This is a genomic window from Nitrosospira briensis (assembly GCF_900115125.1).
Lineage (GTDB): Bacteria > Pseudomonadota > Gammaproteobacteria > Burkholderiales > Nitrosomonadaceae > Nitrosospira > Nitrosospira briensis_A.
On record NZ_FOVJ01000001.1, the window covers coordinates 220,626 to 243,956 of the forward strand.

Sequence of the window (23,331 nt, forward strand, 5' to 3'; positions counted from 1 at the left end):
CCTACCTGGTGTTTTCAGTCGTGAAAGTAATGCGATTGTATCCAGCCAGACGTGCGGCCTCCATCACCGATATAACGGACTGATGGGTCGCTTGCGCATCCGCATTGATGACAATGACCGGATCGGGCCGGTCACCTGCCGCTGCACTTAATTCCTCCCTCAAGCGTTCCGTACTGGAGTCTTGAAGAGGGGTCCGGTTGACCGTATAGTCTCCCGCGGCGCTTACGGAGATATCGATGACGTTGGGGCGGTCATGGGGGGTGTCGGAAGTCGCTTGCGGCAAACTGATTTCCAGTTCCGAAAATTTCGAGTAAGTGGTGGTAATCACCAGGAAAATCAGAATTACCAACAGTACGTCGATCATGGGCACCAAATTGATTTCTGGCTCTTCTTTCTGCCTGCCGCGCTGGAAATTCATCGTGTTTGGCTATGTGGGAACAAATGAACAATAAACCGGAAACCGATAAAATTGAATACCGAAAAGCCGGATTGCGAGCTCTACCTTGATATTGTACCTAGCTGACGAGGCCCTGTTGGCTACGGTACATATAAAAAATATTCCCTTGATTAACCCACTTAATCCCTGGTGCCGCTAATTTTCCTTGTCAGGCCGGAAGTCCACCTGCCGCTCGCCATGAACGATATCCACCAGCTTCAACGCCTGCAACTCCATTTCTACCACCAGCGCATCCACTTTAGCGCGGAAATAACGGTAAAACATGATGCTGGGAATGGCCACCAAAATCCCGAATGCGGCATTATAAAGCGCCACGGAAATGCCGTGAGCGAGTTGCGCGGGATTGCCGCCCCCAGTAGGAGAATTCGAGCCAAAAATCTCGATCATGCCTACGAGCGTTCCAAAGAGTCCCATCAGGGGACTCAAGGACGCGATGGTTCCCAACGTGGTGAGATATCGTTCAAGATCGTGAGCGACGGCGCGACCGGCTTCTTCGATTGATTCCTTCATGATGTCGCGCGTGCTTCTAACATTTCTCAAACCCGCGGCAAAAATCTGACCCAGTGGAGAATGCTTCTGTAGCCGGGCCAGCATATCCGTACTGACGCCGCTTTTCCGGTACTCGTGGACCACTTTGGGCAGAAGATCTCTCGGTGTTACGACGCTCAGGCGCAAAGCCCACATGCGTTCTCCAATAATGCCGACAGCGACAATGGAAGCCAGAATGATTGGCCAAACCGGCCAACCGGCAGCTTGAATCAGAGCGAACACCGAAAATCCCCTATATGAACCTCTAAATGAGTTTTCCGTAGAGCGCGTTGCACCAAAACCGGGATGGTCACAAGGCGCGCGACGAAGGCGGTAGCTTAGTCTACGACGAAGGGGAGTGCAACGCGGTTAGCGCCCGATTTTACCGCAACCGGAAGGGACGGAGGCTTTGGGGGCGGTCTGCTTTGTCAGGCTCCTGGCGAAGGGGGGGCCCAGGGCGTTGGACGAGGGACCCCGCGAAGCGGGGATCGGACAGCGTCGGGGATGTCGCCCCCGCGCCCCGCTTACGTCTGCGGCGCCTACATCCCACTGCGGGGTCGCACCTTCCTTCGGAAGGCACCGCTCCACCCTTCGCGGTCGTGCCATTCGCGTCGTCCCCTTTCGCGCATCCCCATCCCCAAAGCCGCCGTCGCGTCCACGGAAAACTCATTTAGAGGTTCCTTGATCAGAGCCATAATGTAGCTTGCCCCTGTGATTTCAGCAAGGAGGGGAATGTTTTTCTTGTCCACAATTGCTGTGGATAAGTTTGTGGGTAATTTGCAAATAGGGCCATTAAGTTGCCCTGCCATAACGACTTTTTCTGTTTAGGTTAATTTTTGAACTTAATAATATTCGTTAAAATACAAGTACTTGGTCCTGTCCCTAGTATTCATGCGGGTTTCCGCTTCACAAATATGCATATTTGGTGACAAGTGTGGATTATTGTAGAATGTCAAGATGAATCTGATTATGGAAATGGAGATAGCAAGGGCTGTCTTGAGCGTGGGCGAACTGAATCGCACCGCGAAAGCCTTGCTGGAACAAGCTTTCCCGTTATTATGGGTTGCCGGCGAAATTTCGAATATCAAATGCTACGGTTCGGGCCATTGGTACTTCTCACTCAAGGATGAAGACGCTCAAGTACGTTGCGTCATGTTCCGCGATAAAAATCAGTACCTGGACTGGCAGCCCCGGGATGGCATGCGAGTGGAAGTGCGGGCGCTGGTGACGTTATATCACGCGCGCGGTGACTTTCAATTAAGCGTTGAGACCATCCGCCGTGCCGGGTCGGGTACGTTGTTTGAAGCTTTTGAGCAGCTCAAGGTCAGGCTGGGAAAAGAAGGCCTGTTTGCTCCTGAGCGCAAAAAACCGTTACCGTATTTCCCGAAGCAGATTGGCATCATTACTTCTCCAGCCGCTGCTGCGCTGCATGACGTGTTGTCTACGCTGCAACGGCGTATGCCTTCCATGCCCGTGATTGTTTACCCGACGCCAGTACAGGGCGCCGGCGCTTCCACCAGGATAGCAGCGGCTGTTCAAAAGGCGGGAGATCGCGCCGAGTGCGACGTTCTGATCCTATGCCGGGGTGGCGGCGCTATTGAAGATTTATGGGCATTCAATGAGGAGATTGTGGCGCGTGCAATTGCCGCCTGTCCCATCCCCATCATCAGTGGGATAGGTCACGAAACCGATTTCACCATTGCTGATTTTGTAGCTGACGTCCGCGCCCCCACGCCTACCGGCGCATCCCAACTCGTCTGCCCTGATCGTGAAGAATTAATCCGGCTCGGCGAAATTCTTTTGGGCCGGATGCGGCGGGGCATGCAGCGCTGCATTGAAAGCCGCATGCAGCACGCCGATATGCTTGAATGCCGTCTGTTACATCCCGGAAAGCGGATTAATGACCGGCTTGCATACCTTGAGCGTTTACGCAAGCGGCTCGCTGACTCCTGGGTACGACATTCAGAAAGCAAGAACTGGCGTTTGCGGGAGATTGATCAGCGGCTTACAATAGCCAGCCCCGATATTTCCCGCCTTGCCGAGCGCCAGCGCGAACTCGGCTGGCGCTTGCGGCGCGCCGTTGCGGTTCACCTGGAAACGCTTGCAATGAATGTGGGGCGCAGGCAAGCAGACCTTACCCATCTTAACCCGAAGTCAGTGCTGGAACGCGGTTACAGTATTGCTTTCGCCGCTGACGGCGAGGTGTTGAGAAATAGCGATCAGATCGATGTTGGCGATACAATTCGGGTGACGTTCGCCAAAGGGTGGAGCAAAGCTTCCGTGACCGGGAGAGGCGAGTAAATTCTGGCTCCCGAAAACTCGTTATCATTGTGGACATTTACGCCATGGTGATGCAGACTTGGAATCCACCATATCGTTTGTATCAGCTTCTCGCATACCAGCTGCCTGATATCCGTGCTGTCACCGAGTTTTATTAGCTCTCTCATCAGGAAGTATTTCCAATGTCTAGAATTTTTATCACGCTTGGCGCTATCAACGCGTTGTTATGTGTCGCTTTTGGCGCTTTCGGCGCCCACGGTTTAAAACAGAGGCTCACCGCCGATATGCTTGCGGTGTATCAGACCGGGGTGCAATATCATTTTTATCACGCACTGGGCCTTATCGCGGTTGGTCTCGTGTTGTTGCATTTTCCCGCATCCAAACCGGTGGCATTGTCGGGTTGGTTGATGCTCGCAGGCATTGCCTTGTTTTCCGTCAGTCTTTATGCACTGAGCCTGACAGGAATACGTGGACTGGGCGCGATAACGCCACTGGGCGGCGTCGCATTCCTGAGCGGCTGGGCTTTGCTTGCCTACGGCGTTTGGACTGGAAAATAAGCCTGGACAATCAGCCAGCTATTTTTTGTAATACCAATATCGCAATATCCTCGTGACGCTACGCTATTTTTTTGCTCCCTGTCCGCGCGGGCTGGAGTCCGTACTCGTTAACGAACTGGAACAGCTTGGCGCATCCTTGGTGAGCGGGCGCGACGGGGGAGTGCAATTCCAGGGTGACTGGGACATCTGTTACCGCGCCAATCTCGAAAGCCGTATTGCCAGTCGCATCCTTTGGCGGGTTGCAGAGGAGCCTTATTCCACCGAAACCGATGTGTACGAGGCGGCGCGCGCGTTGCCGTGGGGCGAATGGTTTTCCCCAGCGCTTACCATTCGCGTCAAGCTGGCCGCCATCAAATGTCCATTGCGCAGTCTTGACTTTGCCACACTCAAGATCAAGGATGCCGTATGCGACAAGTTCCGCGTAACTGCCGGCCGTCGCCCCAGCGTGGATACGGCGCAACCGGATATCCGCATCCACGGCTTCCTGAACGCCCGGAAGTTTTCTTTGTACGTAGATACGTCAGGCGATGCACTATTCAAGCGCGGCCTCCGGAAGAACGCCGGCGAGGCTCCAATAAGGGAAAACCTGGCAGCCGGGATCTTGTCGCTGACAGGGTGGCAACCAGGCATCCCGCTGCTCGACCCGATGTGCGGTAGCGGCACCTTTCTGCTGGAAGCGGCACAAATTGCGTTGGATATTGCGCCAGGATCAGGACGCGCTTTCGCCTTTGAAAAGCTGAAGCAATTCAAGAAGGCGCAATGGGATCGCCTTAAGGACGCAGCATTATCCCGCCAAAAGCCGAAGACAGCGCAGCCGATATTCGGCAGCGACCTATATGGGGACATTGTAGCGCTTGCTCGCTCAAATCTGGTTGCCGCGGGCTTCTCGGAAGTGGTTGCGCTCAAGCAGGCCAACTTTCTCGAAACATCTGCCCCTGCTTCTTCCGGCTTCCTTGTAACCAATCCCCCTTATGGCGTAAGAGTAGGCGAGCAGCACGAGCTTGCAGAGTTTTATCCTAAACTTGGAGATGTGCTGAAGAAAAAATTCAGCGGATGGACTGCTTATATCGTTACCGCGGACCCGCTTCTGCCAAAATTGTTGCGTTTAACGCCCTCACGACGTATCCCCTTGTTCAACGGTGCGCTGGAATGCCGCTTACTGGAATATAAAATGGTTGCCGGTGGAATGCGCAAGGCCAAGAAAGCCAGCGATGAGGTCCCACCGGATCATGTTGTCAAAAGCAGTCATGGTTAGCCATACGAAGCCAGAAGCAAGAACGATTTTTTTATTGATATTTATAGGCTGCGCGAGCCTGGTCAGCTACGCCCTTTATCTACAGTTGGTAAAAAATCTCTTGCCCTGTCCGCTGTGTGTTGTGCAACGCATTGCGTACTGGTCGGTTGGTTTAACTGCGCTATTGGCGTTTATCCATTCACCCGGGGTAATAGGGCGCCGGATCTACAGCGGCCTGTTGGCGTGCTTTGCCGTCGCCGGGGCCGTGGTCGCCTTGCGCCACGCGTGGCTGGTGCGCTATCCGGAGGCATTTGAATGCGGCGTCAGTCCGGAAGAAGAATTTTTGAATGCCCTGCCGCTCGCTCAGTGGTGGCCCGGCATGTTCGAGGCAAACGGAGATTGCGCCGATGTGACATGGCAGTTCGCGTCGCTTACCTTGCCGGATTGGTCAGCAATTTTTTTCATGCTCTTTGGCGGCCTGGCGATTCATGCGTTGCTTGCCGTGCGCAATCGGCGCTGATCAAGTCGCGGTTGTTACCGAAATTCAGGCAGGCCTCTTTAATATTCCTCCAGAATTTGTGGCTTCAAATGGCGAAACTGAACTTTTGAACGGATGAGGTTCGAGGCCTTGAAAACTGAACTTACTGCCCCTACTTATGATCTACCTTTGACACGAGAAACGGAATTCAATCTATGAAACGGATTTTTCTATTTGTAGTCACCAACCTGGCAATCTTGCTGGTGCTGAGCATTACGCTGCGAATACTGGGCGTGGACCGCATGCTTGACGCGGAAGGTGGCATAGATTTCAATTCGCTGCTAGTCATGTCGGCTGTGATTGGCTTTGGCGGCTCATTGATTTCGCTTGCCATGTCCAAATGGAGCGCGAAACGCATGACCGGCGCCGTAGTGATCGAGCATCCTTCCGATCCAACCGAACGCTGGTTAGTGGATACCGTCCGGCGCCAGGCAGAGCGCGTCGGTATCGGCATGCCGGAAGTGGCGATTTATGACGCGCCCGACATCAATGCCTTTGCAACCGGCATGAACCGTAATGCAGCACTGGTGGCGGTGAGCACAGGCCTGCTGCAGAACATGCACAAGGATGAAATCGAGGGTGTGCTGGCGCATGAAATAAGCCACGTCGCCAACGGCGATATGGTGACACTCGCGCTGATTCAGGGCGTGGTCAACACATTCGTGATTTTCTTGTCGCGAGTAATCGGGCATTTTGTGGACCGCGTGGTATTCAAGACGGAGCGGGACCACGGTCCGGCTTTTCTGATTACGACCCTCGTGGCGCAGATGGTATTGGGAATACTCGCCAGCATGATAGTCATGTGGTTCAGCCGCCAGCGCGAGTTCCGCGCCGATGCGGGCGGAGCGCAACTGGCTGGCCGCAACAAGATGATAGCCGCGCTTGAGCGCCTTAAACAACGGCATGAACCATCACAGTTGCCGGAGCGGCTGGCAGCGTTTGGAATTTCCGGCGGAAACGGCGGCCTCAGGGGTCTCTTCATGTCGCACCCGCCCCTTGAGGTTCGTATCGCGGCTTTGCGTGAAATGGCTTGACTGACTGAATCTTAAACATTTAAAAAAGGCGGGAAGCACTACGTGCTCCCGCCTTTTTTAATCCTGCTGATTTTTCACGGCGTTTATAAATGTTGCGAACCTGGCCGGGTTGATCGAAGGACGGGCTATCAATCCCATGACTTCGAATCCCTAGATATCTTCATCCTCTTCAATCTTGGGCGGATTGCCGTCATGCACCAGGTTGCGCCGCCGTTGAAGGTAAGCATCGCGCATAAACTCATACTTGTCCAGCGCGGCTTCATCCAGCGTTTTTTCGGATTTGAGCAAACCGGCCCGCGCATCGGCAGCTCTGCTTCCGCCAACTACGGGGCCTATGAAAGGAGCTACGAAGAAGCTGCCTACAAAAACAGGGTCAGTCGCCATGTCCAGCACACGTCCGCCCGCGTCCCGAGTCGAGCTGGGGCCGAGAAAGGGCAATACAACGTAAGGACCGCTTGCAACACCGTGATACCCTAAAGTTTGTCCAAAATCCTCATCGTGCTTTTCAAAACCAACATCGCTGGCCAGATCAACAATGCCTGCCAGGCCGAAGGTGCTGTTGAGCAGTAACCGCGTGCTGCTCGTCAACGCATTATTGAACTTGAACTGGAGGAGGTTGTTGATCGTAATGGGGATGTCATTCAAGTTGGAAAATACATTTCCCACTGCGACCTGGAGGGGGTCGGGCATTATCCACTTGTAACCCTCCGCTATGGGCCGGAACACATAATCGTCAACCGACTCGTTGAAAGAGAATACCGCGCGGTTCATTGGCTCCCACGGATCTTCTTTACTATAGGCCGGATAGGTAGCCGGCGGAGCTGCGTTCTTGAACACGGGACCGTTAAATGATTCCTGTACTTCTTTTCGATCATTATCGCTTGCGCGATCAATATCAGCCGAGGAAACCGAATCAACTGGAGCGCTCGGACCAGTCGAGGCGACTGGTCCTGCCGTGTTCGCGGCGCTTTCCATGATGGTCTTGTCGGCCGAGGCGTTCGTGTTTGCGCTTGCGTTGGTCGCGGCAGCGGTATTAGCGTCCGTTGTGGTGTTCTTGTTGGCTGTGGCGCAGCCGTCAAGAAGAAACCCCAGCAGTAACAGCGATAAGGTAGAAGGTTTGACGAAGCGAGCCATAGTCGAGAGATAAATGGTTTTGCAGTTGATCGTGTACGCCACCGCTTGCGAGGGTGTGCGCTGTTGAATGACGTGAATAAATTGCCGCCATTATATGGCTAATACCGATTGGGTGCGCAAGTTTTTAGGACAGGAAAAATAGTTCTCTTGTACTTCCTTTCACTTCTTGCACTCTTATAACCATTGCTGCTGCGTCCTCAGGATATGCCCGGCTCGCGGCCATTCGTTCTCCTTATAATTCGCCGCGCCGCGAGAAATTTTTCAGACGGAAGCCGAGCACCCACAGCATGCCAAAGTAGGTGGTTGCCCCGATTGCCACAATCCCCGCCAGCCGTGTCCCGCGTTGGAAAGCGGAGTCTGCGAGCCATGATGCATCGGTGCCCGAGCCAAACCACAGCGCGCTACCCATCGCTGCCAGTGCCAGCAATATTTTTGCCATGAAAACCAGCCATCCAGGCTGGGGCTGGTAAATTTGATGGCTGCGTAATTTGTAGTAAAGGAGCCCGGCGTTGAGGCAGGCGCCGAGGCCTATGGCTAGTGCAAGTCCGGCATGGCGCAGCGGTATAATGAAAGCGAGATTCATTAATTGCGTGGCGACGAGCGTGATGACGGCAATTTTTACCGGCGTGCGAATATTTTGCCGCGCATAAAATCCGGGGGCCAGCACTTTTACTAGAATCAGCCCCAGCAATCCCAAGCTATAAGCAACCAGCGCATTACGGGTCATCCACACGTCGTTCACCGAAAATTCGCCATGGTAAAAGAGGGTGGTGATGAGCGGTGTGGCAAGCAGCGCCAATGCCAGCGCCGCCGGCAGCGTCAGCAGCATGGTCAGGCGCAAGCCCCAGTCCAGCAGGCGGGAATATTCTTCGGTGCTGTTATCAGCATAATGGCGGGACAGCGACGGCAGCAATATTGTCCCAAGCGCCACGCCTAAGAGGCCAGCGGGAAATTCCATCAACCGGTCGGCGTAGTAGAGCCATGACACGCTGCCGGTGATGAGAAAAGACGCGAAAATTGTGTTGATCAACAAGCTGATCTGTCCGATCGACACACCAAACACCGCGGGCCCCATTTGCCTGATGACGCGCCACGCGCCGGTATCGGGGGATCTGAGGCGCGGGCGCGGCATTAATTTCAGACGCATGAGAAACGGCGCCTGGAAGGCCAACTGGAGTAAACCGCCAATAAATACCGCCCATGCAAGCGCCAGTACCGGCGGGTCCATCAAGGGCGCCAGCCATAGCGAACAGCCGATGAATGACAGATTCAGCAATGCTGGAGTCAGCGCAGGCACTGAAAATCTCCCGTAGGTATTGAGTATGCCTCCAGCGAGCGATACAAGCGAAATGAATAGGATGTAGGGAAACGTGATGCGCAGCAGTTCGATTGTCAGCGCGAATTTTTGCGGGCTGGCGGCAAATCCGGGCGCGCTCACGTAGATAACCAGCGGCGCAGCAATGACGCCGATCAGCGTGACCGAAAATAAAACGATGGAAAGCAGCGTGGCAACATGATTGATGAGCTCGCGGGTTTCTTCGGCTGTGCGGCGGTTTTTATATTCCGCGAGGATGGGTACGAATGCCTGCGAAAACGCCCCTTCGGCAAATAGACGGCGCAGCAGGTTGGGAATGCGGAAGGCCACAAAAAAAGCGTCGGTTGCGATACCGGCGCCAAAAATGCGAGCGATGAGCACATCCCTCACGAATCCCAGAATACGGGATATCAGCGTCATTCCGCTGACAGTAGCGAGGGCTTTAAGCAGATTCATGGATGAGTATGTTAACCTGAATAGTTCTGCGGGTCCGTATTAGCAGATGAAAATCTGGCCAGGGCCACCAGGGACTCGAATAATTTGCCGTGGATCATGTTTGAAAATGGGAATGATGATAAGGAGAGGAGAGTGGTGGCGACCTGCCTGAGCGCGAGGATAAGCGACGACCTTTGAGGCCGAGCAGCGGTTTTCCAGGTAATCAGGATGCCGATGGTCCGTTATCCTTGCAATATCGCAGAAATATACGTATCATTCAAAAAATTTGCGCAACAGTTAATTTAAGGAATTTTCATGGCCAATAGTGCACAAGCCAGAAAACGTGCGAGGCAAAACGTCAGTCAACGCGACCGCAATACGAGTCTGCGCTCGGAATTGAGGACGGCAATCAAGCATGTGAGAAAAGGTATCGAATCTGCCGACAAGGCCGTGGCACAAGCGGCGTTCCAGGCATCCATCGGCACGATAGATTGTATTGCCGACAAGGGAATCATCCACAAGAATAAAGCGGCCCGCCATAAAAGCCGCCTGTCAGCCGCGATCAAGGCGATGGCCTGATCAGCACCGTTTATCCTGATAAAAAAAGCCCGGCCTTCCTGGGCTTTTTTTATGGATGCATCACCTTTTGATAGCAGGACCGCGTTCCGCGCTTCAGTGGCACTAGCGAACCTCCGGATTGCGATTCTTCAGCGTATCCGTTAGCGCGGCCACCAGATCCATAGGTATCGGAAAAAGGATCGTGTTGGATTTGTCACCGGAAATGGTCGTGAGCGTCTGTAGATAGCGCAGTTGCATTGCCCCTGCCTGCTGGGAAAGAATTTGCGCCGCCTGCATCAATTTGTCTGATGCCTGCAATTCGCCTTCAGCATGAATCACCTTTGCACGCCGCTCGCGTTCTGCCTCGGCTTGCCGCGCAATCGCCCTTATCATGGATTCATCAATATCCACATGCTTGATCTCGACGTTGGCAACCTTTATGCCCCAGGCATCGGTCTGAATATCCAGCGCTTTCTGGATATCCATGTTGAGTTTTTCTCGTTCCGCCAGCATTTCATCAAGCTCATGCTTCCCGAGTACCGAGCGCAAAGTGGTCTGTGCAAATTGACTGGTGGCGGCAAGGAAGTTCTCAACCTGGATGATGGCTTTCTGCGGATCAACCACGCGAAAATATACGACGGCGTTGACTTTCACCGAGACGTTGTCACGGGAAATGACGTCCTGGCTGGGTACATCCATCACCACGGTGCGCAGGTCGACCCGCACCATCTTCTGAATGCCGGGAATTATCACGATGAGGCCCGGACCTTTTACCTTTTGAAAGCGGCCCAGCAGGAACACCACGCCGCGCTCATATTCGCGCAATATGCGGAATACCGAGAACAGCAGGATAATCAGGATCATGATGAAAGTAACAAAACCCAAATTGGCGAGCATGATAGTCTCCTTTGGTTATTTCTCTGCCGGCGTCACCTCTAAAACCAGACCGTCCATTCCTGTCACACGCACTTTCTGTCCTGGAGTGAGAGGCTGCGCACAACGTACGCACCACAGTTCGCCATGAATACGTGCCATGCCTTCGCCCGGCCTGGCCTCCGGCATCTCCAGCATTTCCCCCATCGACCCGACCATCTCTTCACGGCCGCTGACGATGGGCTTGTGCCGCGATTTCAGCGCCATGCCGACGACCGAAATCAGAAATAAGGCGCTCGCCATCGATATTCCGGCGATCAAGGGCCAGGGAATGCCGTAGCCGGGCATATCGCTGTCAATCAGCATCAGGGAGCCGAAGACAAAAGCAATCATGCCGCCGATGCCAAGTGCGCCGAAGCTCGGTAAAAAGGCTTCCGCCACCATGAACGAGATGCCGAGCAGGATCAGGGCGAGGCCGGCGTAACTCACCGGCAGCAATTGAAATGCGTACAGGGCGACGAGCAGGCAGATGGCGCCTGCTACGCCGGGCAACACGAAGCCGGGATTGGAAAATTCGAAAAACAATCCGTAAATGCCGATAAGCATCAGGATATACGCCACGCTCGGGTCGGTGATGACAGCCAGGAGCTGTGTGCGCCAATCGGGCTCGATGATCTCTACCTCAGCTGAAACCGTATCGAGGGTAAGGTTCTGGCCAAGTACGTTAACTTGCCTGCCATTCGCCTGCTTTAAAAGATCCGGTACGTCAGCAGCGATATAATCGATGACTTTGAGATTCAGCGCTTCTGTTGCGGATAGACTTACCGCTTCATGCACAGCGCGTTCCGCCCATTCCGCATTGCGTCCACGCATCTGTGCAAGCGAGCGGATGTATGCAGCGGCGTCGTTTATCATTTTGCGCGACATCGCATCTTTTTTCGGCGCCTTCTCGCCTTTTAATACGTCCTGATCGTGGTTCTCGTCCGGCTGCGGTGCAGGTGAATCCCGTGATGACTTCGGCCCGGTTTCAGGCTTCCACTCAGGCTCCGACTCCGGCATACCGCCGATCTGTACCGGTGTGGCCGCACCCAGATTGGTGCCCGGGGCCATCGCCGCGATGTGGCCGGCATACAGGATGTAGGTTCCGGCACTGGCCGCACGAGCACCGCTCGGCGCGATAAAAACCGCGACCGGCACGGGCGAAGCCAGAATGCCGCGTATGATCTGCCGCATCGAGGTGTCGAGGCCACCTGGCGTATCCAGTTGCAATACAACAAGAGATGCACGCTCCTCGGCGGCACGCTCGATACCGCGCTGGGTGAAGTCGGCATTGGCGGGAGCAATAGGACCGTCAACTTTCAGTACCAACACCGGCGCAGCCAGAACCAGAACCGGCAACAGAAGCAACAAGGCCGCTACGCCATGAAAGGTCGGGATGAGCATTTTCATTGTTTTACTATAGACCGTTTCAACCTCGCCCGCGTTCGGCGGGGAACGCGATCCACGATTTATCGACTTGATTCATCGGGCGCTAATAGTCCCGGCGCCTCCAAGCTTGCAATCAACCCCGTTTTAGCGCATAAAAGAGATTTTTCTATCAAGACTGGGCATTCATGAAGCGACCAATAAGCCGGATTCTCGTTATCAATGACGAGAAACTGATACTGAAGGAACTTATCAAGGGCTTGAATGCCGCGGCCAAATCCCTCGAAAACCCGCTGGGCATCACCTTTTCCGGCGTTACGACCGCGCGCGAGGCACTGCAGGCGATTGAAGATGACGGCGACATTCAGTCGGTATTGGTGGACGATACGCTCTATACGTTGAAAAATGGTGAGAAGGGTTCACGCAACCTGCAAATGACGGCGTTGAAGCTGGTGCAGGAGATCACCCGTTTTCGTCCTGAACTCGATATCTATATCTTGATCGCGCAGGAACAGGAGGATGAGGTGGTGGATGCGCTCTTTTCGGAAACGGTTGACGGCTATTTCTATCGGGAAGAGCGCGATTATCGGGGCATGTATCGCATCCTCAACGCCCAGCTTCAGGAAAAAGCGCGCACACCTTTTTATGATCAGCTCAAAAATTATGTATTGATGGCAAAGGATGCGTGGCATACGCCAGGGCACTCTTCCGGCGATTCGCTGCGTGACAGCCCGTGGGCCAGCGATTTTTATCAATTTATCGGCGAGCATATTTTCCGCGCCGACTTGTCAGTGTCGGTGCCGATGCTCGACTCGCTGATGGAACCGACCGGCGTTATCGCGGAAGCGCAAAAGATTGCAGCAAAGGCATTTGGCGCGCGGCGCACGTTCTTCGCCACTAACGGCACCTCCACCGCCAACAAGGTGATATTCCAGACACTGCTCGCACCCGGCGAAAAGCTGTTGCTGGATCGCAACTGCCACAAATCCGTGCATCACGGCGTCGTATTATCTGGCGCTCATCCGGTCTATCTCAACTCATCTGTGAACAAGAAATTCGGTGTTTACGGACCGGTGCCGAAGCAGACGCTGCTCGGCGCCATCGAAGAACATTCCGATGCGCAGGCGCTTATACTCACCAGTTGCACTTATGATGGCCTGCGCTACGACTTGCGTCCCATTATCGAGGCGGCGCATGCCAAGGGCATCAAAGTTATCATCGACGAAGCCTGGTACGGGTTCGCCCGTTTTCACCCCGCTTTTCGTCCGACCGCATTGGAGTCGGGCGCAGACTACGCCACCCAGAGCACGCACAAAGTGCTGTCGGCCTTCTCGCAGTCCAGCATGATCCACATCAATGATCCCGAGTTTAACGAGCATCTGTTTCGTGAAAATTTCAACATGCACACTTCCACCAGCCCGCAGTACAGCATGATCGCGAGCCTGGATGTTGCGCGCAAACAAGCGACGCTGGAGGGTTACAAACTGCTGTCGCGTACGCTGGAACTGGCTAAGGAAGTGCGTGCCCAGATTAATTCCACAGGTGTCTTCCGCGTGCTGGAACTCGCTGATCTATTGCCTGATGAGGTGAAGCATGACAATATACTGCTCGATACCACCAAAGTTACGGTAGATATTTCCCGGTGCGGTTTTACTGTGGAGGACTTAATCCGGGAATTGTTCGAGCGATATAATATCCAGGTGGAGAAGTCTACATTCAATACCCTCACTCTGCTCCTTACCATAGGCACCACGCGTAGCAAGGTTTCGCGTCTTTATGATGCATTGATGCGCATCGCGCGCGAAGGCCGCGCGCCACGGCGGCTCTACCAGATTCCGGAGATTCCAGGTTTTACCGATCTGAAATATCTGCCGCGGGACGCGTTTTACTCCGGGGGAGAACGGGTGCCGTTGCTGGATGAGCAGGAACGAATAAATGACGAACTGAAAGGCAGGGTGTGCGCGGATCAGATTACCCCCTATCCGCCGGGCATTCCCGTGCTGGTGCCAGGGCAAACGATTACGCACGAGGTCGTGCAATATCTCGTTAGCATGCTGCGTTCTCAAAAACGCGTGGAAGTGCATGGGATTGTTTACGACGGCTATCTGCCCTGTTTGAGGCTACTTACCGCCGCTGAGGAAAAAGGCTTGAAAAAGCTGGTTAAATAGGTAACCATAACGAGTTGCACGAGTACGACAAACTATTCATCATGGCGCACGGCGGCTTATGCCGCCGTGCCGCTTTCCACGCTGGCGAATGCACGCACCCTGCCTATGGAATCTCTGAACAAATCCCCTTCGGATACGAAGGTGACGCCGCCACATGCGGATCATAGTAAGACGGATACCTATATGCCCAATTTGATGAACACTTATCTACCGCTACCCGTTACCTTCGTAAGGGGGGAAGGCGTCTGGCTGTGGGACGAAGAGGGCAAGCGTTATCTCGATGCGCTTGCCGGGGTTGCCGTATGCGGGCTGGGACATTGTCATCCAGAGCTCGTGAAGGCGATTTGCCAGCAGGCTGGTACGCTTATCCATACTTCCAATCTTTATCATATAGGGAAGCAGGAACAGCTCGCCAGCAGACTGGCCTTGCTGTCGGGAATGGACAACGCATTTTTCTGCAACTCGGGCGCCGAAGCGAATGAAGCCGCGATCAAGTTGGCAAGATTATATGGACATGGCAAAAATATAGATCTGCCCACCATTATTGTCATGGAAAAATCCTTTCACGGACGAACCATGGCAACCTTGACAGCGAGTGGCAACCGCAAGGTTCAGGCGGGTTTCGAACCGCTGCTAACCGGCTTTGCACGGGTTCCGTATAACGATCTTGAAGCCGTGGCGCAAGTGGGCGTGCACAACAAGAGTGTGGTAGCCATATTGGTTGAACCCTATCAGGGCGAAGGGGGCGTCAATGTTCCGCAGGCGAATTATCTGCAGGGCTTGCGCCATATCTGCGATCAAAACGGCTGGCTGCTGATGCTGGATGAGGTACAGTGTGGAATCGGCCGCAGCGGCAACTGGTTTGCCTTTCAACACAGCTGCATTACTCCGGATGTGATTACCCTGGCCAAAGGCTTGGGTTCTGGAGTCGCTATCGGCGCCTGCCTTGCAAAAGGTACGGCGGCGAAAGTATTCAAGCCCGGCAATCACGCCTCCACTTTTGGAGGCAACCCATTGGCCTGTACGGCTGCGCTTACCACGCTCAAAGTGATCGAAGATCAGGATTTGCTGAGAAATGCAATGGAGCAGGGCGACTTCATGCGGAGCATGTTCAAAGCGGAGTTGGCAGGCCTGCCGGACCTGGTGCAAATTCGCGGTCAGGGTTTGATGATTGGTATCGAACTTTCCAGGCCATGCGGCGAGCTTGTAAAAACAGCATTGAAAAAAGGACTTCTGGTCAACGTGACTTCGGACAAGGTGGTGCGTCTGCTACCGCCGCTGGTAATCCAGCGGAGCGAAGCGGAGCAGGTGGTATCGATTTTATCCGGCATAGTGAAGGACTTTCTGGCGACCTGACGAGGTTGCAAATTCCCGAAAAGTGGATCGTGATACCTGCCGGTACATGCTTTCGCTATTCGAGTTCCATGTGTGGTTTCAAATATTATGCAAATCAAGCACTTTTTACAGTTCAACGATTTTTCCCGGGAGGAATTCGAGTATCTGTTCGAGCGTACGCGCTGGATCAAGCAGGAGTTCAAGCAATACAGGCGCTATTGGCCCTTGCAGGACAGGACGCTTGCGATGATTTTCGACAAACATTCGACTCGCACACGCCTCTCGTTCGAGGCGGGCATGCATCAATTGGGCGGTGCGGCGATCTATCTTTCCACGCGGGATACTCAGCTAGGCCGGGGCGAGCCCGTAGAAGATGCGGCGCGTGTTATTTCGCGCATGGTGGATATCGTCATGATCCGTACCAATGGACACGATATTATCCGGCGTTTCGCAGCAAATTCGCGTGTGCCCGTGATCAACGGATTGACAGACGAATATCACCCGTGTCAGATCATGGGCGATATTTATACTTTTATTGAGCAGCGGGGAAGTATCGCCGGCAAAACGATCGCGTGGATCGGGGATTCCAATAACGTCTGCAACACTTGGCTTCAGGCAGCGGAGGTGTTCGGCTTCAATGTGCATGTCTCGACTCCACCTGGCTACGAAGTGGAGCCGGAACGGGCCGGGCTTTATGGAACGGACCACTACGAGGAGTTTTCGAATCCGCATGACGCAGTGAAAGATGCCGATCTGGTTACCACCGATGTCTGGACCAGCATGGGGTTCGAAGCGGAAACCGAGGAGCGAAAGAAAGATTTTGCGGACTTTCGCGTAGACGCGGAAATGATGGCATGCACCAGGAAAGATACGCTGTTCATGCACTGCCTGCCTGCTCACCGTGGTGAAGAAGTGGCGGCTGAGGTCATCGAGGGTCCCCAGTCCATCGTGTGGGAAGAAGCCGAGAACCGGTTACACACCCAGAAGGCGCTGATTGAATATTTGTTGTTGGGAAGATTGAAGGAAGTTTGACATCTCCATTTCAAACAGCTGTTCCACTACTGCTGCTACGCGAAGCGGGCAGTCGATCCAAGTTAGCAGACTGTGCGGAGACCGCATGCGCGGATCTCGAAAAAATCCTGATTTTAAAAACCGCTTCTGTGTGTTGCGTTTGAAGCTTTAACAGCGAGTCAAGCATGAAAAAAATAAGCAAGGCTGATGTGCCTGAAATTAACAAGGTTGTTCTGGCGTTCTCCGGTGGCCTGGATACTTCCGTGATTTTAAAATGGCTGCAAGATACTTATCAGTGCGAAGTTGTCACCTTTACCGCGGATATAGGACAGGGCGAAGAGGTGGAACCTGCACGCGCAAAGGCCCGGCAGCTCGGGGTAAAGGAAATTTACATCGAGGATCTGCGTGAAGAATTCGTACGCGACTTCGTATTTCCCATGTTCCGAGCCAATGCTGTTTATGAAGGTGAGTACCTGCTCGGCACCAGTATCGCCCGGCCGTTGATCGCCAAGCGTCAGATTGAAATCGCGCATGAAACCGGGGCCAGCGCCGTGTCTCATGGCGCGACGGGAAAGGGCAATGACCAGGTGCGCTTTGAGCTCGGCTATTACGCACTTGAGCCCAATATCCGGGTGATCGCACCTTGGCGCGAATGGGACCTTACATCCCGGGAAAAGCTGTTGAACTATGCGGAGCAGCATGGCATCCCTGTAGAGATGAAGAAGAAAGGTGGCTCCCCGTACAGCATGGATGCCAATCTGCTGCATATTTCTTATGAAGGCCGTATGCTGGAAGATCCCGCGCAGGAACCGGAGGAATCCATGTGGCGCTGGAGTGTGTCACCTGAACGCGCCTCGGACGAGGCGGAATACCTGGACCTGGAATTCAGGCAGGGCGACATCGTGGCACTCAACGGCGAGGACCTCTCGCCCGCCACCGTGCTTGCGAGGCTAAATCAATTGGGCGGTAAGCACGGCATTGGACGGCTGGACCTGGTCGAGAACCGCTACGTCGGGATGAAATCCCGCGGGTGTTACGAGACACCTGGCGGGACCATCATGCTGCGCGCCCGCCGTGCCATCGAATCCATCACCCTCGACCGGGAAGTGGCGCATTTGAAGGATGAACTGATGCCGCGCTACGCAGAGCTTATCTATAATGGTTATTGGTGGAGTCCCGAGCGTAAAATGATGCAAACCATGATTGATGCATCCCAGGCTCATGTAAACGGCTGGGTACGGGTGAAGCTTTACAAGGGAAATGTGATCGTGGTTGGAAGGGATTCCAGGACAGATTCGCTGTTCGATCCTCATATCGCCACCTTTGAGGATGATCAGGGTGCATACAATCAGGCAGATGCGGCTGGATTCATCAAACTGAACGCGCTACGGATGCGTATTGCCGCAAATCTGGAAAACAGCCGGTAATTTCCGGCCCTCCGATTCCATGATCTTCGGCAGTCGATAAAAGGAGATTTGCTCATGCCATCGTTCGATATTGTTTCCGAGGTTGATAAGCAGGAAGTCAGAAACGCGATTGACCAGACGAATAAGGAGGTAAGTACCCGATTCGACTTCAAGGGATCGGATGCACGCGTGGAACAGGCTGATTACACCCTCACCGTTTTTGCCGATGATGAATTCAAACTGGGCCAAGCGCTCGACATTCTGATGGCCAAGCTCGCCAAGCGCAATGTCGACGTGCGCTGCCTGGACAAAGGAGAGGCGGAAAAGATCAGCGGCAATAAGGTCAAGCAGCAAGTCACGGTTAAAACAGGAGTGGAAAGCGAACTGGCAAAAAAAATCATCAGGCTTATCAAGGACAGCAAGCTTAAGGTGCAGGGTAGTATCCAGGGAGAGGCAGTGCGAGTTTCAGGCGCGAAGCGGGATACCTTGCAGGAGGCGATACAACTGATCAAGAAATCCATTATTGAATTTCCCCTTCAATTCCAGAATTTCCGCGAATAACGCACAGGATTTTTCGTCGCGGAGATTTTGTCACAACAGGCCTGAAATCCACTTCTCATATAAGCGGCTCGCCACCTGGTTCAATCGCGGCACGCGTTGAGCCAGGTCCACCTGGATGGCTTCCACTGATTCTACCGATGGTTCGGGACTGGCGGCTATTTCCGCGGCGCCCGATGTGCACCAGTCCCTTACCATTTCTTCAGTCATTTCCACGTGACATTGCAATCCGAGGTGCTTATCCATCGTGAACGCCTGATTCTCGCAACAGGAGCTTGAAAGCAAAAGGGTTGCGCCTTTCGGGATGGTAAAAACTTCGCCGTGCCAGTGGAACGCCTCAAACTTCGACCATTCTCCAAACCAACGGCGTCCCTCCCTATTATCCGCGACGCACACTTCACCCCATCCGATTTCCTTGACCGGGCTTCTGCTTACGGTTCCACCCAGCGCGATTGACATCAATTGCGCACCGAGACAGTGGCCCAATACGGGTATATTGTTCGGTACCGCTTGCCGGATCAAGGCGAGTGCCGGCGCTATCCACGGCAAGTTGTCGTTCACGCTCATTGGTCCACCCATGAATACCAGGCCACTGAACTGGTCCGCACTAGCGGGCAGCGTCTCGTTTGCGTCGACCTTGACCAGTTGCCAAGGGATAGCATGAGAATCAAGGAATGTGGCCAGGTAGCCAGGGCCCTCGGCAGGAAAGTGCCTGAAGATTGCAACGGGTTTCATAAAGTGCGCTGGTTTTCAGCTAGCGGTAGAGTGCTGGTAGCGCTGGCGCCAGCGCCGGACCAGGGACAGGAGTAAATTGTTGCGCGGCGACGTTGCACCGGTAGTTGCGCAAAGAGATCCGTGAAGGAGCGGACAGGGAAACAAGATATTTATCGGGCGGAGTGCCAGGGCGCCACGTCCGCATCAGCGATGATTCGCTGACCGGTAACACGTATACCATCAAAATCCGCTCGCTCGTGCGCCCCAATCAGGAACTTTCCCGTTTCTACCTGGACCTCTACCTCGCCACTGGAAACGGCAATTGTGCCTCCATTCGCAAATTTACGGACGCTGAAACGTGTTCCGATATCCCTTATGTATGTTGTGCCCACTTTTAACTGTAACTTTCCGGCGCCGTTGCCCTTCGCATCGAAATAAACGTTGCCGCGGAGCAACTCGATCTGGGGAGGTTCCGCATTGCTGACAGTGACACTGCTGTCGGCATCCAGACTGATGTCGATGTAAGGCGTGGCGTTAACGGCGAGCCGTTCTCCCGGGACGGTTTGGTGGATACGGGTTGCCACCGGCTTGGCGATGTACCACGACACTAAACCCAGGCCGAGTGCTGTGGCGGCAATGGAACCGTGCAGCAGGAAACTCCGCCAGCGAGTGCGGGCGGCTAAGCGCATGGGGTTCCGACTATCGAGGCTGCAAAGCATCTGCGACAACGTATGTCCATATTGGAATTATGGGCGGTTGACATCGCGTACCAGCGCATAGCTTTGCAACTTGGTTTTACTGTTGTGAAGGATCGGTAACAAATCCGATTCGTACCAATCCGGCTTTTGCTGCAATAGACATCACCTTTGCCACATGTTCGTAATCAACGTGCGCGTCGGCGCGAATATGGAGCTCGATATTGGGATTTTGTTCTGTCGCCCCGGCAAACCGTGGCGCCAATTGGTCGATGGTGACCGGTTCCCCATTCCAGTAAAGGCTGGCATCTTCGCGAAGCGCGAATTCGATATGGTCCGGTTGCGTAATATTCGGGCTGCTTGATGCTTTCGGCAGATCGACTTTAACCGAATGTGTCAGCAGCGGTGCGGTAATGATGAAGATAACCAACAATACGAGCATTACATCGACCAGCGGCACTACATTGATTTCAGTCATCGGCAACTGGCGATTGCCACGGTCCATGCTGCCAAATGCCATTACGACCTCCGTTCGGTAGGAGCAACCGCGGGCGAAATGATAGGGGCAACGACCCGCAGCGACCGTTCATCCCCTGCGGAGCTATTGGTTTTCGTGCCGACAGCAATCAATACAAAAAGGTCATGCGCAAAAGAATCCAGACGGGCAAGCCATATGCGATTACGCCGTACAAACGTGTTATAGGCCAAAACCGCGGGAATCGCAACAGCAAGTCCCAGTGCCGTCATTATCAATGCTTCTCCGACCGGACCCGCAACTTTATCCAGCGTGCCCTGGCCGGATAGCCCGATCTGCACCAGCGCGTGGTAGATGCCCCATACCGTGCCGAACAAGCCAATATACGGCGCCGCCGAGCCCGCCGAGGCTATCACGGTAAGGCCATTTTCGACCCGGGTGGCTTCCTGGTCGAGTCCATTCCGTAATACCCGTGTAATGAATTCGCTGGCACCTCCCGCTGCGGCGAGCTTCTGCAAGCCATGCTTTTCGGAATCCACCGCGGCATCCATCGCCTGCCGAGCAAGTTGCGCAAACGCATTATCGTCTGACCCGTCCTTCAGCGTCGAGTTCACTTCCTGCAACGAACTGGCGCTCCAGAAACGCTTGAGAAAAGCATCAGCGCGCTTGCCTGCCAGAAAATTCGAAATGCTCTTGGTGAGTATCAGGTACCAGCTCGCCACAGAAAGCGCAAGCAGCAGTACAAGCACGCTGATGCCCACGCCATCGAGCTGCGTGAGAAAATTTGAAAAGCCGAGGCCTTTTTCCATCGAATCAATCTCCTTGGAGTACAAAATTGAAAGGTTGCAAAGCAATGGCCCGAACGGGCTGGCCATTGCGCATGGGCGGATTGCAGCGCCAGGTTTTCACTGCCGCCATGGCCGCTTCATCTAGCCGCTTGAAACCGCTGCTGTCCACGACCTGTGCCACATGGACGTTACCTTTTTCATCCAGCTCTACCCGTAATACCAGCTTTCCCTCCTCGCCAAGCCGACGCGAAAGCGGAGGATAGGCAGGCGCGTTCAGTTGTGGACATCCAACAGATAGCTCAGCGGATAACGTGACAGGCCCTGCCGGCATTTGCGGGGCAGGAGGCGCAGGCGGTGCTTCCACTATCGGCTCTGGTTCCGGCTCTACTGGGGGAGGAGGTGCAACCGGTTCGCTCTCGGACAGTATCGGCGTTTCCGCCACCAATTGGCGTGCTTTCGGTTTCTTCACGGGTTGGGGTTTGGGTTCAGGAGGCGGCGGCTCAGGCTTGGATTCTTCCTTTGGCCGCGACGAAGGAATAAAATCGACCATAAGCGTCACCAGTTGTTCTGGCGGAGGAATTATCTCCTGTTTGAACAAGTAGTAAAGCAGCGCCCCGTGGATTGCAAGGACAAACATCAGGCTGGGCAAGAAAGCGGGATTATGCTTCATTGCATTGTGCCCAATGTTACGAGTCAGTTGCTGCATTGCGAGCTAACCAGTCTTCGACGAACTTCTTGTTGATCAAGCCGGTCTTGACTTCGCGCTGGTGCTTTCGATCATAAAAATAGGTTCGCGGCACTTCGCCATACCAGCGACGATCAATTTCAAGACGCAAGCGCTCCGGCATGTCCTCCGCAAAGACCCATTGCTCGACCTTCCCCATCCCGTAGCTTTTCGCCCGGGCGCCGACCTGTGGCGTATCAGTTACGGTGTCAGTGGCGATCAGTACGACGTCCAGCTTCGAATGGCTGCGTTTGAGTTCACTCAGCATCTTAAGTTCGGTTGGGCAATACTGACATTCGAGCGACCACAAAACGAGAATGAAAGGTTTGCCCGCACGAGGTGCGAGAATCTGATCAAGACTTCCCACAGTAAAAGGACGGACACTCTCGGCCGCGCTGGCCCCGTTCGCAAAACTCAGCATCAACACGAGAGCCAGACAGCGCAACCGGGAACGTCCTCCACTGGATGGAGAGCACGCAGCGGTATCTGTGCGCCAGCCAGTAATCCTGGGAGGCTGCTGCGTTTCAGGCGCGGTCTCCCGGGTACGCGAGCGAAAGACCAGGGGCAGCGTTGCCCGATTGTTTCGGAATAAAGAGAATGGGGATTTCAGAATATTGAACATTAATAATGTAAATCTAATTAAGAATCAGTCGCAATCCACATTAAAATTTTAACACTAACCCGCAAATCTACGTATAGTAATATTTTCACCTACGCCGAGTTCCTGGCCCCTGCCTGATTTCCCTGCCGAATCATAACAGCATGATAGGCGGGAAAAGCCGTTGTAACAATGCGACAAATTGTCGCAGCGTGGAGATTGAATGATACGACTGAGGCTCCCGCAATTGGTTCGCGTTCGAGTTGGGCTGCAGAGCTGATAAGCATGGTTTTGCTTGCCGTGCAAATCAATCCCGCAAAAGCAGACGAAAAATCGCCGCTACACCGAGTCATCTTCCCGATAGTTTAGCCGCTGAACTCGCCGCATCTGGAGTTGGCCGCCGGCTCAATAGTACGAGTTTTTCATTCCGCAAAATTCGAGCGTCATTCATGTGAGTAGCGAGTGGCATATGGCTTTGCCTTTTTCCCGCA

At 54.0% G+C, this 23,331-nt stretch carries 23 protein-coding genes; 11 read left to right on the forward strand and 12 right to left on the reverse strand.

Annotated features, from left to right (window positions below; all coding sequences use genetic code 11):
- Window position 1: 1 nt before the first annotated feature.
- The gene (locus BMZ14_RS00960; RefSeq protein ID WP_074793699.1) at window positions 2-418 is read right to left on the reverse strand and encodes an ExbD/TolR family protein; all 417 of its coding nucleotides are present in this window, start codon (window positions 416-418) and stop codon (window positions 2-4) included.
- A 174-nt stretch (window positions 419-592) separates the two neighbouring features.
- The gene (locus tag BMZ14_RS00965) at window positions 593-1,228 is read right to left on the reverse strand and encodes a MotA/TolQ/ExbB proton channel family protein (RefSeq protein WP_074793701.1); all 636 of its coding nucleotides are present in this window, start codon (window positions 1,226-1,228) and stop codon (window positions 593-595) included.
- A 714-nt stretch (window positions 1,229-1,942) separates the two neighbouring features.
- Here BMZ14_RS00965 and xseA point away from each other — a divergent pair.
- The 5 genes from xseA to htpX all read left to right on the forward strand — a co-directional run bounded on the left by xseA (window position 1,943) and on the right by htpX (window position 6,628).
- Window positions 1,943-3,286, forward strand: coding sequence for an exodeoxyribonuclease VII large subunit (xseA, locus tag BMZ14_RS00975; protein WP_074793705.1), 1,344 nt, complete (start codon window positions 1,943-1,945; stop codon window positions 3,284-3,286).
- A 161-nt stretch (window positions 3,287-3,447) separates the two neighbouring features.
- Complete coding sequence (locus BMZ14_RS00980) at window positions 3,448-3,822, forward strand: DUF423 domain-containing protein (RefSeq protein WP_074793707.1); 375 nt, start codon at window positions 3,448-3,450, stop codon at window positions 3,820-3,822.
- Between the two features lie 52 nt (window positions 3,823-3,874).
- A complete protein-coding gene (locus tag BMZ14_RS00985) occupies window positions 3,875-5,077 on the forward strand; it encodes a THUMP domain-containing class I SAM-dependent RNA methyltransferase (protein WP_074793709.1) in 1,203 nt (400 codons plus the stop codon).
- Window positions 5,070-5,576, forward strand: a complete 507-nt coding sequence (locus tag BMZ14_RS00990) for a disulfide bond formation protein B (RefSeq protein WP_074793711.1) — start codon at window positions 5,070-5,072, stop codon at window positions 5,574-5,576. Before BMZ14_RS00985 ends, BMZ14_RS00990 begins: the two co-directional genes overlap by 8 nt.
- A 173-nt stretch (window positions 5,577-5,749) precedes the next feature.
- The gene (gene htpX, locus BMZ14_RS00995; protein ID WP_074793713.1) at window positions 5,750-6,628 is read left to right on the forward strand and encodes a protease HtpX; all 879 of its coding nucleotides are present in this window, start codon (window positions 5,750-5,752) and stop codon (window positions 6,626-6,628) included.
- Between the two features lie 150 nt (window positions 6,629-6,778).
- Here htpX and BMZ14_RS01000 read toward each other — a convergent pair whose 3' ends face one another.
- Together BMZ14_RS01000 and murJ are read right to left on the reverse strand one after the other, a co-directional pair.
- Window positions 6,779-7,762: an MlaA family lipoprotein gene (locus tag BMZ14_RS01000; protein ID WP_256208284.1), complete on the reverse strand. Its 984-nt coding sequence runs from the start codon at window positions 7,760-7,762 to the stop codon at window positions 6,779-6,781.
- A 232-nt stretch (window positions 7,763-7,994) separates the two neighbouring features.
- Window positions 7,995-9,533, reverse strand: coding sequence for a murein biosynthesis integral membrane protein MurJ (gene murJ / locus BMZ14_RS01005; protein WP_074793715.1), 1,539 nt, complete (start codon window positions 9,531-9,533; stop codon window positions 7,995-7,997).
- Between the two features lie 294 nt (window positions 9,534-9,827).
- On the opposite strand from murJ, the gene rpsT reads away from it, so the two are divergent.
- Window positions 9,828-10,091 carry a 30S ribosomal protein S20 gene (rpsT, locus tag BMZ14_RS01010; protein ID WP_074793717.1) on the forward strand — a complete coding sequence of 88 codons (264 nt, stop codon included), beginning with the start codon at window positions 9,828-9,830 and terminating at the stop codon, window positions 10,089-10,091.
- A 102-nt stretch (window positions 10,092-10,193) separates the two neighbouring features.
- Here the strand turns inward: rpsT and BMZ14_RS01015 are convergent, their stop codons facing one another.
- Together BMZ14_RS01015 and BMZ14_RS01020 are read right to left on the reverse strand one after the other, a co-directional pair.
- A complete protein-coding gene (locus tag BMZ14_RS01015; protein ID WP_074793719.1) occupies window positions 10,194-10,967 on the reverse strand; it encodes a slipin family protein in 774 nt (257 codons plus the stop codon).
- Between the two features lie 15 nt (window positions 10,968-10,982).
- The gene (locus BMZ14_RS01020) at window positions 10,983-12,392 is read right to left on the reverse strand and encodes an NfeD family protein (RefSeq protein ID WP_074793721.1); all 1,410 of its coding nucleotides are present in this window, start codon (window positions 12,390-12,392) and stop codon (window positions 10,983-10,985) included.
- Between the two features lie 164 nt (window positions 12,393-12,556).
- On the opposite strand from BMZ14_RS01020, the gene BMZ14_RS01025 reads away from it, so the two are divergent.
- The 5 genes from BMZ14_RS01025 to BMZ14_RS01045 all read left to right on the forward strand — a co-directional run bounded on the left by BMZ14_RS01025 (window position 12,557) and on the right by BMZ14_RS01045 (window position 18,849).
- Complete coding sequence (locus BMZ14_RS01025; RefSeq protein WP_074793723.1) at window positions 12,557-14,536, forward strand: aminotransferase class I/II-fold pyridoxal phosphate-dependent enzyme; 1,980 nt, start codon at window positions 12,557-12,559, stop codon at window positions 14,534-14,536.
- A 183-nt stretch (window positions 14,537-14,719) separates the two neighbouring features.
- Entirely contained in the window at window positions 14,720-15,892 is a 1,173-nt protein-coding gene (locus BMZ14_RS01030; protein ID WP_074795401.1) for an aspartate aminotransferase family protein, read from the forward strand.
- Window positions 15,893-15,979: 87 nt separating this feature from the next.
- Window positions 15,980-16,903, forward strand: a complete 924-nt coding sequence (gene argF / locus BMZ14_RS01035) for an ornithine carbamoyltransferase (protein WP_074793725.1) — start codon at window positions 15,980-15,982, stop codon at window positions 16,901-16,903.
- Window positions 16,904-17,067: 164 nt separating this feature from the next.
- Window positions 17,068-18,309 (forward strand): argininosuccinate synthase, encoded by a 1,242-nt coding sequence (locus BMZ14_RS01040; protein WP_074858887.1) that lies wholly within the window; start codon window positions 17,068-17,070, stop codon window positions 18,307-18,309.
- Window positions 18,310-18,363: 54 nt separating this feature from the next.
- Window positions 18,364-18,849 carry a YajQ family cyclic di-GMP-binding protein gene (locus tag BMZ14_RS01045; protein ID WP_074793727.1) on the forward strand — a complete coding sequence of 162 codons (486 nt, stop codon included), beginning with the start codon at window positions 18,364-18,366 and terminating at the stop codon, window positions 18,847-18,849.
- A gap of 30 nt (window positions 18,850-18,879) precedes the next feature.
- Here BMZ14_RS01045 and BMZ14_RS01050 read toward each other — a convergent pair whose 3' ends face one another.
- The 6 genes from BMZ14_RS01050 to BMZ14_RS01075 all read right to left on the reverse strand — a co-directional run bounded on the left by BMZ14_RS01050 (window position 18,880) and on the right by BMZ14_RS01075 (window position 22,864).
- On the reverse strand, window positions 18,880-19,581 hold the full coding sequence (locus BMZ14_RS01050) for a type 1 glutamine amidotransferase (RefSeq protein ID WP_074793729.1): 702 nt from the start codon (window positions 19,579-19,581) through the stop codon (window positions 18,880-18,882).
- Between the two features lie 149 nt (window positions 19,582-19,730).
- Window positions 19,731-20,249 (reverse strand): FecR domain-containing protein, encoded by a 519-nt coding sequence (locus tag BMZ14_RS01055; protein ID WP_074793731.1) that lies wholly within the window; start codon window positions 20,247-20,249, stop codon window positions 19,731-19,733.
- 106 nt (window positions 20,250-20,355) lie between these two features.
- Entirely contained in the window at window positions 20,356-20,775 is a 420-nt protein-coding gene (locus BMZ14_RS01060) for an ExbD/TolR family protein (RefSeq protein ID WP_074793733.1), read from the reverse strand.
- Entirely contained in the window at window positions 20,775-21,539 is a 765-nt protein-coding gene (locus BMZ14_RS01065; protein ID WP_074793735.1) for a MotA/TolQ/ExbB proton channel family protein, read from the reverse strand. The genes BMZ14_RS01060 and BMZ14_RS01065 overlap by 1 nt, the downstream gene beginning before the upstream one ends.
- Before the next feature lie 4 nt (window positions 21,540-21,543).
- A complete protein-coding gene (locus BMZ14_RS01070; protein ID WP_074793737.1) occupies window positions 21,544-22,188 on the reverse strand; it encodes an energy transducer TonB in 645 nt (214 codons plus the stop codon).
- Window positions 22,189-22,204: 16 nt separating this feature from the next.
- Complete coding sequence (locus BMZ14_RS01075; protein WP_256208287.1) at window positions 22,205-22,864, reverse strand: thioredoxin domain-containing protein; 660 nt, start codon at window positions 22,862-22,864, stop codon at window positions 22,205-22,207.
- Window positions 22,865-23,331: the final 467 nt, after the last annotated feature.

Excerpts from the sequence above, each read along its gene's own strand:
- rpsT (WP_074793717.1), top strand. The coding sequence starts at position 9,828 with ATGGCCAATAGTGCACAAGCCAGAAAACGTGCGAGGCAAAACGTCAGT.
- BMZ14_RS01045 (WP_074793727.1), top strand. The coding sequence starts at position 18,364 with ATGCCATCGTTCGATATTGTTTCCGAGGTTGATAAGCAGGAAGTCAGA.
- BMZ14_RS01070 (WP_074793737.1), bottom strand. The coding sequence starts at position 22,188 with ATGAAGCATAATCCCGCTTTCTTGCCCAGCCTGATGTTTGTCCTTGCA.
- BMZ14_RS01075 (WP_256208287.1), bottom strand. The coding sequence starts at position 22,864 with ATGTTCAATATTCTGAAATCCCCATTCTCTTTATTCCGAAACAATCGG.
- BMZ14_RS01025 (WP_074793723.1), top strand. The coding sequence starts at position 12,557 with ATGAAGCGACCAATAAGCCGGATTCTCGTTATCAATGACGAGAAACTG.
- xseA (WP_074793705.1), top strand. The coding sequence starts at position 1,943 with ATGAATCTGATTATGGAAATGGAGATAGCAAGGGCTGTCTTGAGCGTG.
- BMZ14_RS01060 (WP_074793733.1), bottom strand. The coding sequence starts at position 20,775 with ATGGCATTTGGCAGCATGGACCGTGGCAATCGCCAGTTGCCGATGACT.
- argF (WP_074793725.1), top strand. The coding sequence starts at position 15,980 with ATGCAAATCAAGCACTTTTTACAGTTCAACGATTTTTCCCGGGAGGAA.
- BMZ14_RS00990 (WP_074793711.1), top strand. The coding sequence starts at position 5,070 with ATGGTTAGCCATACGAAGCCAGAAGCAAGAACGATTTTTTTATTGATA.
- murJ (WP_074793715.1), bottom strand. The coding sequence starts at position 9,533 with ATGAATCTGCTTAAAGCCCTCGCTACTGTCAGCGGAATGACGCTGATA.
- BMZ14_RS01050 (WP_074793729.1), bottom strand. The coding sequence starts at position 19,581 with ATGAAACCCGTTGCAATCTTCAGGCACTTTCCTGCCGAGGGCCCTGGC.
- BMZ14_RS01015 (WP_074793719.1), bottom strand. The coding sequence starts at position 10,967 with ATGCTCGCCAATTTGGGTTTTGTTACTTTCATCATGATCCTGATTATC.
- BMZ14_RS00960 (WP_074793699.1), bottom strand. The coding sequence starts at position 418 with ATGAATTTCCAGCGCGGCAGGCAGAAAGAAGAGCCAGAAATCAATTTG.
- BMZ14_RS01000 (WP_256208284.1), bottom strand. The coding sequence starts at position 7,762 with ATGGCTCGCTTCGTCAAACCTTCTACCTTATCGCTGTTACTGCTGGGG.
- BMZ14_RS01065 (WP_074793735.1), bottom strand. The coding sequence starts at position 21,539 with ATGGAAAAAGGCCTCGGCTTTTCAAATTTTCTCACGCAGCTCGATGGC.
- BMZ14_RS01040 (WP_074858887.1), top strand. The coding sequence starts at position 17,068 with ATGAAAAAAATAAGCAAGGCTGATGTGCCTGAAATTAACAAGGTTGTT.
- BMZ14_RS00980 (WP_074793707.1), top strand. The coding sequence starts at position 3,448 with ATGTCTAGAATTTTTATCACGCTTGGCGCTATCAACGCGTTGTTATGT.
- BMZ14_RS01030 (WP_074795401.1), top strand. The coding sequence starts at position 14,720 with ATGCCCAATTTGATGAACACTTATCTACCGCTACCCGTTACCTTCGTA.
- BMZ14_RS01055 (WP_074793731.1), bottom strand. The coding sequence starts at position 20,249 with ATGCGCTTAGCCGCCCGCACTCGCTGGCGGAGTTTCCTGCTGCACGGT.
- htpX (WP_074793713.1), top strand. The coding sequence starts at position 5,750 with ATGAAACGGATTTTTCTATTTGTAGTCACCAACCTGGCAATCTTGCTG.
- BMZ14_RS01020 (WP_074793721.1), bottom strand. The coding sequence starts at position 12,392 with ATGAAAATGCTCATCCCGACCTTTCATGGCGTAGCGGCCTTGTTGCTT.